The organism is Alphaproteobacteria bacterium (genome assembly GCA_030739735.1).
Lineage (GTDB): Bacteria > Pseudomonadota > Alphaproteobacteria > UBA7887 > UBA7887 > UBA7887.
This window is the reverse complement of record JASLYQ010000019.1, coordinates 47,297-58,659: the sequence shown is the minus strand read 5'-3', so window position 1 is coordinate 58,659 and position 11,363 is coordinate 47,297. Positions and strand designations below refer to the sequence as shown.

General features: G+C 57.9%; 9 protein-coding genes. 4 read left to right on the top strand and 5 right to left on the bottom strand.

The annotated features are described in order from the left end of the window. The 3 genes from QF629_10180 to QF629_10170 all read left to right on the top strand — a co-directional run. On the top strand, nucleotides 1–2,326 hold a 2,326-nt coding region (locus QF629_10180), incomplete at its 5' end, for an autotransporter domain-containing protein (GenBank protein ID MDP6013898.1). Nucleotides 2,327–2,430: 104 nt separating this feature from the next. Continuing rightward, a complete protein-coding gene (locus QF629_10175) occupies nucleotides 2,431–3,999 on the top strand; it encodes a class I SAM-dependent methyltransferase (protein MDP6013897.1) in 1,569 nt (522 codons plus the stop codon). Nucleotides 4,000–4,095: 96 nt separating this feature from the next. After that, nucleotides 4,096–4,839 (top strand): alpha/beta hydrolase, encoded by a 744-nt coding sequence (locus QF629_10170; protein ID MDP6013896.1) that lies wholly within the window; start codon nucleotides 4,096–4,098, stop codon nucleotides 4,837–4,839. 624 nt (nucleotides 4,840–5,463) lie between these two features. On the opposite strand, the gene QF629_10165 is transcribed toward QF629_10170, so the two are convergent. From QF629_10165 to dctP, 5 genes are read right to left on the bottom strand one after another with little or no spacing between them, the layout of a single operon-like run. After that, entirely contained in the window at nucleotides 5,464–6,270 is an 807-nt protein-coding gene (locus QF629_10165) for an enoyl-CoA hydratase (protein MDP6013895.1), read from the bottom strand. Then, nucleotides 6,270–7,460, bottom strand: a complete 1,191-nt coding sequence (locus QF629_10160) for a CoA transferase (protein MDP6013894.1) — start codon at nucleotides 7,458–7,460, stop codon at nucleotides 6,270–6,272. Before QF629_10160 ends, QF629_10165 begins: the two co-directional genes overlap by 1 nt. Before the next feature lie 2 nt (nucleotides 7,461–7,462). Continuing rightward, on the bottom strand, nucleotides 7,463–7,873 hold the full coding sequence (locus QF629_10155) for a nuclear transport factor 2 family protein (protein ID MDP6013893.1): 411 nt from the start codon (nucleotides 7,871–7,873) through the stop codon (nucleotides 7,463–7,465). A 16-nt stretch (nucleotides 7,874–7,889) separates the two neighbouring features. After that, nucleotides 7,890–8,663: an aldolase/citrate lyase family protein gene (locus QF629_10150; GenBank protein MDP6013892.1), complete on the bottom strand. Its 774-nt coding sequence runs from the start codon at nucleotides 8,661–8,663 to the stop codon at nucleotides 7,890–7,892. A gap of 6 nt (nucleotides 8,664–8,669) precedes the next feature. Further along, nucleotides 8,670–9,656, bottom strand: a complete 987-nt coding sequence (gene dctP / locus QF629_10145) for a TRAP transporter substrate-binding protein DctP (protein MDP6013891.1) — start codon at nucleotides 9,654–9,656, stop codon at nucleotides 8,670–8,672. A 115-nt stretch (nucleotides 9,657–9,771) separates the two neighbouring features. On the opposite strand from dctP, the gene ggt reads away from it, so the two are divergent. Next, the gene (ggt, locus tag QF629_10140) at nucleotides 9,772–11,361 is read left to right on the top strand and encodes a gamma-glutamyltransferase (GenBank protein ID MDP6013890.1); all 1,590 of its coding nucleotides are present in this window, start codon (nucleotides 9,772–9,774) and stop codon (nucleotides 11,359–11,361) included. Nucleotides 11,362–11,363 lie beyond the last annotated feature (2 nt).

Below are 11,363 nucleotides of genomic sequence, written 5' to 3'. Positions count from 1 at the left end.
GTCGGGTGATGATGCTGAATTCGCGACCATCAATCTAGCCGGTGGCGCCGGCGGTAACGGCGGCGCGGCTGCCTCGGATGCAGCCGGTGGCGCGGGTACCGCGGGTGGTGCTGTAAGCTTGACCATCGATAATGCGGCAATAACCGGTCAGGCTGCCGGCACCTCGACAATCACCATCGCCGGCGGTGCCGGCGGTGATGGTGGCGACGCTGGTTCGGCTATTGCCGGTGTCGCTGGTGTCGCTGGTGGTGCCGCAACGCTCGATTTTGGCGGCGCAACAAGTACTGCCAACATCGCTCTTAATGATGGCACCGACGGTTCAGCCGGAACGGCTTCCGGTGCAAACGCCGGTGGTGCCGCTGGTGCCGGTGGCGTGGCGACGGCTGCCTTTACGGCGGCCCATACCCTGACCGGTAACATCACGGCGGCGGCGGACAATGAAGGTGTTGTCACCACGGCTGGCGGCGCCTTGACGGTGACCGGTTCAATTGGTTCATCGACGGCTGACCTTGATCAGGTCACGATCGGCCATGCTGGTGGTTTGGACATCACCGGCAATCTCTTTGCCAAGGATGTGGTCCTGAACATTGCCGACGCACAATTGAACTTCAGCGGCACGACACTTCAGACAGTAAGTGCGGCGATCAGCGCCGGTGCGGGTGGCACGGAAGATATAACCTTTGGCGCAAATGCCATCGTGACCTTCAACAGCGCGATTGGTACCAACTCGGCTGCGGCGGACAATGAGCTTGTCGATATTACGACAAGCGCCGGCTCGACCGTCATCTTCAAGTCCACGGTCAAATCCACAAGCTTGACCCTGAATGCCACGGGCACTTCGACTTATGAAGATGCCGTCACGCTGACCGGTGCTCTGACCGCGGCCACGGGCACCACCATTACCCTTGGAAACGGCATCATCGCTGGTGAAACGGTGTTCTCGCATGTCAACGGCGCCGCGTTTGCCGCCGGCGCCATCACGGTCAATATGCCGCAAACTTTCAACACCGGGACGATCACTCTGACCACAGAGACGGGCAATGCCGGTGCGGCGGCGGCGGATATTGCAAACATCACATTTAACGCCAACACATTGGCAACCTACACGGCAGCCGCTGATGCTGGTGACGATGACATCATTGTTACCGCAACCGCGAAGTCGTCCGCAACGATTGCGTCTGCTTTGGGCATTTCAACGGATGAAGCGACCGCTTTGGACAATGCCAACACGGCTATCGCAACTGGTGACGCGACTGCACTAGAAGCGTTTAATACGGTACTGACCGCCGGTGGCGCGGCTGCGACGTCAATGGCTGAACAAATTGCCGTCCAGGCGGATACTTTGACCGCAGGGTCATCGGCGGCGGTCGGATCCGGCGCCCAGGTCGTCGGGGTCGCGTCCGGTCGCCTAGCATCTCTCCGCTCTGACTCTGGTAAACAATACGCTTCTATCGAAGAACTGGGTTTCTCGACTGGTGAAGGATCTGCGTATTCCAAGGCCTTTTGGCTTAAACCTTTCGGCAACCTTGCCAGGCAGGACACTCACGACGGCGTCGCAGGCTTTGATGCCGACACATACGGGCTTTCCGGTGGTTTTGATGCCGAGGTTTCCGATGGTGTCCGCCTCGGTGGCGCGTTAGCGTGGTCCAACACGGATGTGGATGGAGCGGGAACGGGCAACTCGCAGCTGAGCATAGACAGCTACCAGGTTACCTTGTACGGTGATTACACAACCTACAGCCACTATATCGTAGGCTCTGTCGGTTATGCCCGAAGTGATACCGACAGCAGCCGCAGCGTGGCGTTCGGTGGCGTGAACCGTATAGCGTCGGCATCTTATAACTCCAACCAGTATATGGTTAATATTGGCGGCGGTATGCCGATGCAAATTAGCGATGGGGGAACCTTCTTTACCCCGACCGCTGGACTGGCCTGGACCCGGGTATCGTCGGATAGCTACACTGAAACCGGCGCAGGAAATTTGAACCTGATAATGAATCCCGACGATGTGGATGTTATACTTGCATCAGTGGGTGGCCAGATTCACACACAGATCAAGTCCGAGAACGGGATTTGGACACCTACGGCCAGGGCCGGTGTCAGCTACGATATAGCAGGCGACGAAGCAACGGCGACAGCAACATATACTGGTGGAGGGGCTGCCTTTAAGGTTACGGGCGCCGAGGTCGCCCAATTAGGTGCTAACGTCGGAGTCGGCGCCACATATTATCAGGCTGGATGGTCAGTAGGTTTGGCCTACGACGCAGACTTCAAGGACGACTACGTTGGTCACTCTGCAATCGTGCAACTAGGAGTCAGCTTCTAAATAGCCTCGAAAATATCCTCTTGAAATTAGAGCCCCGGGATAATATCCCGGGGCTTTTTTGCAAATATGCCTAAAACTTCTCAGTTCATTAGGTGGGAAACAAGATGACGACATATGACTCAGCACCATATCCCAGCAATTGCTACAGATATTCAGCACCCGAAAGTCTGAGCGCAATCGCCATATTGTTTGGCATGGTTCCGCCGGAGCTAAGAAACTCCCAAATACTTGAAATTGGTTGCGCCAGCGGCGGCAATGTTATCCCATTGGCGGCGCGTTACCCGGATTCCGGTTTTCTGGGCGTCGATCTGTCGAAAAACCAGATAGATCGGGCGCGAAAAACAGCGACAGCCTTGGGTCTTGAAAACCTGGATCTGGAAGAAATATCCATTCTCGATATAGACCTCAAAGGACGAAAATTCGACTATATCATCGCCCATGGCTTCTACTCATGGGTGGCAAGCGATGTTCAAGAACGATTGCTGGAAATTTGTGGTGAAAACTTGTCGCATAACGGCATCGCCTATATCAGCTACAACACATTACCTGGATGGAACGCCGTAAAGACGATCCGCGATATGATGCGTTATCACGGTAAGAATTTTGACGATCTGGACGAAAAAGTATTCGAAGCACGCCGCATGCTGAACTTTGTTTCCGAAAACATCAAAACGGCGAGTGACCCCTATAAAAAGACGTTAGAGAACGAAATCAAGATTCTGCAAGAACTTGATGACAACTATCTATTGCATGACCACTTGGAGGCCGTCAACGAACCGAGTTACTTCTATGAATTCATGGATAAGGCTGGGAAATATGGCCTGACGTACCTCGCCGAGGCCGATTTGCCTTCCATGTATCTGGGAAACCAGACGGATGCCGTTGCCGATATCCTGTCTCAAATAAACGATACCGTCCGCCAGGAACAGTATGTTGATTTTATAAGCAATCGCCGCTTCCGTATGACCCTGTTGGCCAAAGAAGGTGTCAGCCTGAACCGAACTTTGTCCCCCGAGAGTGTTGCCGGGTTGCGTTTGATCGCTAACTATGGACTTGAACAACCAATCCAGGCCGAAACGGAAAAGTCTATCGAAGCGCTCGACCTTGTGGGCATGGCACGTCAGGATCAAAAAGCCACCATGACCGGCCGGATCGCGTGCGTTTGCTATCTGCAGATGGTCAAGGCGGCGCCTGTTCCTCAGACACTTGATGAGATCGTTGAACTTGCATTCCCGATTCTAGAAGACGTTCCCAAGGATTTCATTCGCACCGAACTCAACGCAACCGTATTGCAATTTATATTTAGCGGGGTTCTTTCAATTACGACAGCCCCTCCGTGTTTTACGAAAGAAATTGCCGATAAACCGGAAGTCTTCAAAACCGCGCAGATTATTGCCCAAAATGAGGCGAGGTTGCCAAATATGAGACATGAAACCGTCGGCGGACTTACAGATGATCAACGTTTTTTTATGCAATATGTTAACGGTGAAAATACCAAGGAACAGATCGTTGACGCCCTTAGAGCGCATGTAAAGAGCGGTAAATTTACGGTAAGTATGGACGGCACACAGATAAAACCAAACACGGATGAGCTGAAAGAATATCTATCGAAATATGTAGAAACACAGTTGGCTTTGTTCGGGGCCAATGCGCTGCTGACTAAAAAGAAGTAATAAAATATGAGTCGACATTTAATCGGAATTCTATTGATTTTAGTTACAATTACAGGATGTAGCGTCAAGTCCTTGGAAGCCCGTAGGGACGCTGCTATGATTGTCGCAAAAGAAGCGGGGTTTTCCCCGTTCGCGATCAGTACAGATACATTTCGTTTAGCCGGATTTTCGAAACTCATTCAAAAAAAGGTGCCTGTTACACTTTATATTGAGGGCGATGGGTTTGCCTGGGTAAACCGCCGTACGGTCTCATCTAACCCAACACCGACAAAACCGATGCTGTTGGTAATGGCTACAATGGATGACGCCAAAAATGTTATTTATATTGCTAGACCCTGCCAATACATTGATCTATCAGAGGAAGAGATTTGCGACGATAAATACTGGACGAGCCATCGTTTCTCTGAGGTTGTTATTTCAAGCTACGTCCAGATACTGGATGGAATAACCGAAAAATATGATAGTGAAGGCTTCCATTTAGTGGGATTTTCCGGGGGTGGCGCCATTGCGGTATTGCTAGCGGCTCGGCGAACAGATGTTCTTTCACTGCGAACGATTGGTGGTAATCTCGACCACGCAGCGCTGAATAAGGCGAAACGTGTGACACCGTTGCGGGGGTCCCTGAACCCCATCGCAGTGGCTGGAATGGTAAAATTACTCCCGCAAATTCATTATATTGGAAGTGAAGACAAGGTAGTTCCGGCGTGGGTTTCAAGTGCCTTTGTAAAAGCGGTCGGGGGCGGGACCTGTGCCAAAAAGATACTCATTTCCGGAGTTGGTCACGCAGATGGATGGCTTGGTGTGTGGCGACAGCTTAGCCGCGACATTCCAAGGTGTTGACGGGGCACAGATTATTCTCCCAGTTCGCTATCGGCGGTGTTCCAGTTAGAGTAGAATTTTGGAAGAGTATTGATCTACCCTATTGAACAAAAGTGTCTGCATCTTGTAGACAAAACCATCGCAAGAAATGAGCTCTTGAACCCCCAACTTGAGGTAAGCGCTTAAGTTGCGATTTTTTACGCCCTTTGGTATTGGGCGAAATCTATTGAGATTTGACCTACCTTCTGGCGATCCGGCAAGCTCCGCTACATCTGGTGCGGCAGCGACATTTGCCTCTTGTCGTAGGGCGCCCTCACCTGAACGACCCTCAAGATAGCTGACACAGGTTGCAGGCGGAGCGGGGAGCGAGCGTCTCGGCCTGCTCTGGCCCGTCGGGCAGGATCATTCCTGCAGGCCCAGCACCCGAAACAAGGCGATCAACAGCAGTACGCCGCCATAAGCGGTGAGCCCGATCGCTGCGGCGATGGCAAAAACCTTGAGATGTACCATCACCTACGCATACACGAACCGAAGGCGCCAGCACCATCGCCAATGTCAGTTCTTGCGGTAATCACGGCAAAATCTTTGTGCGGCCCAATTACTTTGTCGCGCGTGATTCCGCTCCGATCGAGCTAGATTGACGCCTCAGCGCCCTTTGAACTGTGGCCGGCGCTTTTCCATGAAAGCCGTGCGGCCTTCCGTATAGTCCTCGCTATCGAAGCAGGCGCGCACCTGGTGCTCTACGGCCTCGAGGTCACGATTATCCGGATCCTTGAGCACTTCACCGATGGCCACCTTGGCGGCGCGCACGGTAAGCGGCGCGTTATCGGCGATGCCCTCTGCCAGCTGGCGCACAGTGGCTTTGAGGTCCGGCGCCGACACCAGCCGGTTGATCAGGCCCATGCGCAGGGCCTCCTCGGCAGAGAAGAGCCGCGCCGTGAAGAGGATCTCCTTAGCCATGGCCGGGCCGACCAGGGTTGAGAGCTTGCGCAGGCCTGTGAAGCCGTAACCGAGGCCGAGGCGTGCGGCAGGGATGGCATACTGCGAATCGTCGCTGGCTATGCGGATGTCGGCCTGCAAGGCGACCGCTAGGCCACCGCCGACACAAAAGCCGCGGATCATCGCCACCAGCGGTTTCTCCAATCTGCCGAGCGCCTCCTGGGCAGTGGCGGTGACGCGGTTGTATTCCTCTTCTGCTTCTGCCGAGTCACGGTGCTTCTCGAATTCGGAGATATCGGCGCCCGAGACGAAGGCCTTGTCGCCGGCACCTGCCATGATAACGGTGCGCACAGTATCGTCAGCGGCGAAATCGGCGATAATCTTGGAGACCGCCTGCCACATCTCCAGCTTGAGCGCGTTGCGGCGCTCAGGATTGTTGAAGATCATCCAGCCTATGCCGGCATCCTTGCGGGCAATCATGAGGTCGGTATCGAGGGTCAGCATCTCCGCCATCAAATTACTCTCTGTGTGCGTAAATCGGTAATCGCCGCGTCGTCGAAGCCAAGTTCGGCAAGAATAGCATCGGTGTCGCCGCCCATGCTGGGGGTGGGTCGGCGCACCTGCTCGGGCTGTGGCGTGCCGGTTAGATGCACTGCCTGACCGACCACATGCATATTGCCGTGCTCCGGGTGACTCATAGGCACGGCGATACCGAGGTGACGCACCTGCGCATCGGCGAAAGTCTCGTCGATGCAGTTGATAGGCCCACAGGGCACGCCCGCCACGTTCATGGCTTCTATCCAGTACGCACTCGGCTTTTTCGCGGTGATTTCGCCTAACATGTCGTTGAGAGTATGGCGGTTCTTCGATCGTGCATCGCCATTGATGAAGCGCTCGTCGTCGGCCAGCTCCGGTGCTTCAACGACGCCGAGGAAGCGTTGCCACAGCACATCGCCTGCGGCGGCGATGTTGAGGGCACCGTCGGCAGTCGGGAAGACGCCCATGGGGATGCCCGTCGGGTGGTTATTCCCGGCTTGCGGCGGCACTTCGGAGTCGATCAGCCAGCGCGCGGCCTGGAAGTCGAGCATGGCGATCTGCGCCTCCAGCAGCGAGGTATGTACCCACTGGCCCTGGCCAGTATGCTCGCGGTTGAACAGCGCTAACAGGATACCCATGGCAAGATAATTGCCGGCCGAAAGATCAGCCACGGGAATGCCGACGCGCACTGGCCCCTGGCCGGGCAGGCCGGTAATCGACATCAGGCCGCCCAACCCTTGCGCGATTTGGTCTACTCCGGCGCGGTCCTTGTAGGGTCCGCTCTGGCCGAAGCCGGAGATGCTGCCATAGATGAGGCGCGGGTTGCGCGCGCTCAACGTCTCGTAATCGATGCCGAGCCGGTGCTTCACGCGGGCGCGAAAATTTTCCACCACTACGTCGGCGCGATCAGCGAGTTTGAGGAATATTTCCTTGCCCTCCCCGCTCTTCAGATCGAGGGTCATGGCGCGCTTGTTGCGGTGTAGGTTAAGGTAGTCGGGCCCGTCGCGGGCACCGCCTAACCCCTCGTTGCCGGGCTCGCTGGGTGCCTCGATCTTGATCACGTCGGCGCCCCAGTCGGCTAAATGGCGCACGGCCGTGGGTCCGGCCCGCGCGCGGGTCAGATCGAGAACGAAGATGCCTTCAAGGGGCAGACGAGGCTCGCTCATGCCTATTCCGCCGCCGCTGCGACGCCGTCTTCCACTTCGACCGCGATGGGGATGTAGGTGTAGGTCTTGGAAATAATTCGCCAGCGGCCGTCGAGCTTGAGCAGACTGAGATAGTCAGTAAACAGCTTCGCCCCGATGGCAATCTGCACCCGCGCTAGCGCCGATTCGGCGCCCGACTTGTCGATCGAAAGAATGCAATCCTGACGCTTCTGGCCTGATTTTGCTGGCGCCTCGCGCCCCGCAACGCGTGCATAAACGGCCTCCATGGGATCGTCTTGCAGGGCCCCATCGGTTGCGGCGTAAAGGTGGCAGGCGGGGTGGAAGATGCTTTTCAATGCCTCAATATCGCCCTCGTAGAAGCCGTCGAAATAGTTGGCAAGGGTCGTGCTGATCTCGTCATAGGCTGTGTCCATCTGATCCTCCCAGTGGTTAGTCTTCGGCCTTGAGGCCGGCGATGCCCGCCTGCAGCGCACCGCCGAGCAGCGCGATATCGATCGAATAGGCTACCATGCGGAAGCCGCGCGCCATCCAGGCGCGGCCCCATTCCACATTGGGGGCTAGGCAGCCCGCCGGCTTGTTATGTTTGCGGCAGGCGGCGACGATTTTGCCGATGGCAGCGTCGAAATCCGGATGGTCGAACTCGCCCGGAATACCCATAGTGAGCGAGAGGTCGTAATGGCCTACATAGGCCGCATCGATTCCTCGCACCGCCAGAATATTGTCGACCGCTTCGACGCCTTTGACAGTCTCGATCAGGGCAATGACCATGGTGCGTGCTTCCGCACTCGCCATCTTGGCCGATACATTGCCACCGCTGTAGTCGTCGTGGGCGCCGCCGAACATGGCGCCGCGCACGCCGCGCGGCGGATAGCGCGCCCAGGAGACGATCGTCTCCGCTTCCTCGCGGCTCTCGACCATCTGGTACACCAAGCCCATGGTGCCGATATCGAGCAGGCGCGCCGTGGTAGCGTAGGATTTGTCGGGCGGTCGCACCAGCGGCACGATGTCCTGACCGCGGCAATAGGCGATTTGGCGCTTGATCTCCTCTTCGGAGATGCCGCTGTGTTCCATGTCGTAAATCACGTATTCCGCGCCGGCGCCGGCCAGCACCGTGGCCGTGCCGGGGTTGGCAAACTCAAACACCATGGTACCGAACGCGGTCTCACCGCGGGCTAGCTTCTCTTTGACCGGATTGGAACGCATGTGCGGTCACTCCTCGCGATAGAACAGGCGACGCAGCGCCTCGTAGTGGGTGTCGTCGCGCGACTTGAGCCGCGCCCAGGCGGTTTCATAGGCTTGGCGGCGGTATTTCTTGGCAGCCGCGTCCGATAGTGTCACCACTTCGATACCGCGCCGCTGCATCTCCGCATCTTCCTCCAGCCCCAGATCGGTGAACACGGCGTAGGAGCGCTGCTCATGGGCCAGTCCGAGTTCCCGCAAGGCGTTGCGTGCGATCTCGTCCATGGCGTTCCAGCGATCGAGATTGACCAGAATGACGATGTCGCCCTGGAAGTAGTGCGGGTCGATGCGGTGGGTCAGAAAGTTATCCCAGGAGAGATCCATCAAGCCGACGGAAGGCCAGCCGATACCAGCCACCGTGCCACGCTCGAGCGCGGTATAGACCTCCGGCACCTTGATACTGACGTAGGTCGCGCCGAGGCCCATGAAAAATTCGCGATAGAGTTGCGCGCCGCGGACGCGCAGGCCGTCGAGATCGGGCAACCCGGCCGCATCTAGTACGGGCAGCTGCGTGAGGTAGATGTGAAAGCCGAGGCTGCCTTCCGGATGGGAGAGCAGATAGGCGTTGAGTTTTTGCTGGTGGATCTCGTTGAGCAGCGCCATGCCCCCGTTCTCGCGCAGTTCGGCCGGCGGGACATTGCCGCCGACGAAGGCGTCGGTCTCGGGCACGTCGCCTGGATAGTAGCTGGACGGCCCGTAGATCATATCGACGATGCCGCTGCGCACCGCATTCGCTTGCTCCGCCGTCGGCAGCGCCTCAGGCCCGCCGAGCAGGTTGATGCGCACCACGCCCGCGGCCTCCATATTCACCCGTTCGATAAAGCTGATGAAGCTCTGGCTGTAGACTGTGCCAAGCGGCAACATCGACGTCGCCCGTAGCACCTCCTCTGCCCGGCCGCCTCCGGCCAGCGCCAGACCCGCTACGAGGGCCGCGGCAAACATCGCATGTTGTCTCATATGATTTTCTCCCGTGGCGATTATGAAGAAAAGCTTGCGCCTTGCGAAGGCCCGGTTCCAAAGCCCGCGGAAATGCTCTAGACGGGTCGCAACACACTCGTGAGTGAGACTTGCTATGCGCGATCTGCATCTGCCCGGACGCTCGAACGTCCATGCCCGCAACGGCATGGCCGCCACCTCGCACCCAGCGGCGACACTGGCAGCGCTCGACATGTTGCGCGAGGGTGGCAACGCCATCGATGCTGCGATCGCGGCGGCCGCCGTGCTGGCCGTGGTCGAACCGCAGTCGACGGGCATTGGCGGCGACGTCTTTGCGCTCTATGTGCCGAGCGGCTACGGCCAGGTCATCGCGCTCAATGGCTCGGGGCGTGCGCCGGCTGCAGCCACGGTCGAATGGTATCGCGACAACGGTATCAGCGAGATCGACTTTCGCTCGCCCCATGCGGTCTCGATTCCCGGGGCCATCGCGGCCTGGCAGACCCTGTCCGATGACCATGGTAGGCTGGGTCTGAATCGGGTTCTGCAGCCTGCCATCGCCCATGCCCGAGACGGTTATGTGGTGCACGAGGTCATCGCCGCGGTCTGGGCGCAGCAGTTCGACAAGCTCGATGCGACCGATGCTGCGCGCCGCGTCTTCCTGCCTGATGGGCGAGCGCCGTTGGCGGGCGAGGTCCACCGCCAGCCGGCGCTGGCTGAGACCTTGAGCGCTATCGCCGAGGGTGGGCGCGATGCCTTTTACCAGGGCCCCGTTGCCAAGGACATGGTGGCCTCGTTGCAGAGCCACGGCGGCTTACAGACCCTCGACGATTTTGCCGCTGCGCGGGCCGATTACGTCACGCCGATCAAGACCGATTACCGTGGCACGACGATCTACGAATGCCCGCCCAACGGCCAGGGCGTCGTCGCTCTGATGATGCTCAACATGCTCTCTGGCTTCGATATGGCGGCGCTCGATCCACTTGGCGCCGAGCGCTTCCACCTGGAGGCCGAGGCGGCGCGTCTCGCTTATCGTGATCGTGACGCCCTGCTTGCTGACCCGGAGCACACCAAGGTGCCGGTCGAGCATCTGCTCTCTACCGCCTATGCCGATGATCTGCGAGCGTTGATTAGCCGCGATAGCGCCTTGACGGATATGCCCCCACCCGGCACGGCGCCACATGGCGATACGGTCTATCTCTGTGTGGTGGACGCTGACCGTAATGCGGTCTCTTTCATCAACTCCCTGTTCCACTCCTGGGGATCGGGCTTAGTCAGCGAGAAAACCGGCGTCACATTCCACAATCGCGGCTCGGGCTTCGTCATCGATCCGAGCCACCCCTGTTGCGTCGCGCCCGGCAAGCGACCGCTCCACACCATCATCCCCGGTATGGCCATGCGGGATGGTCGCGTGATGATGCCTTTCGGCGTCATGGGTGGGCACTATCAGCCGATCGGCCACGTGCACCTGCTGACCAACATGCTTGACTACGGCATGAGCCCGCAGGAAGCGCTGGATTTTCCACGTGTCTTCGCCATCGGCCGCGAGCTTCTGGTCGAGCATGGCGTACCGGACGATGTGCGCAAGGCGCTGGCCGACTTCGGTCACGAGATCGTGGAAGTAGATTTTCCAGTCGGTGGTGGCCAGGCCATCACTATCGACTGGGACTCGAGCGTACTCACAGCAGGCTCCGAGCCTCGCAAAGACGGTTGCGCGCTCGGCTATTGAGG

Coding starts and splice junctions, on each gene's coding strand:
- QF629_10175 (MDP6013897.1), top strand. CDS start 2,431: ATGACGACATATGACTCAGCACCATATCCCAGCAATTGCTACAGATAT.
- QF629_10170 (MDP6013896.1), top strand. CDS start 4,096: ATGATTGTCGCAAAAGAAGCGGGGTTTTCCCCGTTCGCGATCAGTACA.
- QF629_10165 (MDP6013895.1), bottom strand. CDS start 6,270: ATGGCGGAGATGCTGACCCTCGATACCGACCTCATGATTGCCCGCAAG.
- QF629_10160 (MDP6013894.1), bottom strand. CDS start 7,460: ATGAGCGAGCCTCGTCTGCCCCTTGAAGGCATCTTCGTTCTCGATCTG.
- QF629_10155 (MDP6013893.1), bottom strand. CDS start 7,873: ATGGACACAGCCTATGACGAGATCAGCACGACCCTTGCCAACTATTTC.
- QF629_10150 (MDP6013892.1), bottom strand. CDS start 8,663: ATGCGTTCCAATCCGGTCAAAGAGAAGCTAGCCCGCGGTGAGACCGCG.
- dctP (MDP6013891.1), bottom strand. CDS start 9,656: ATGAGACAACATGCGATGTTTGCCGCGGCCCTCGTAGCGGGTCTGGCG.
- ggt (MDP6013890.1), top strand. CDS start 9,772: ATGCGCGATCTGCATCTGCCCGGACGCTCGAACGTCCATGCCCGCAAC.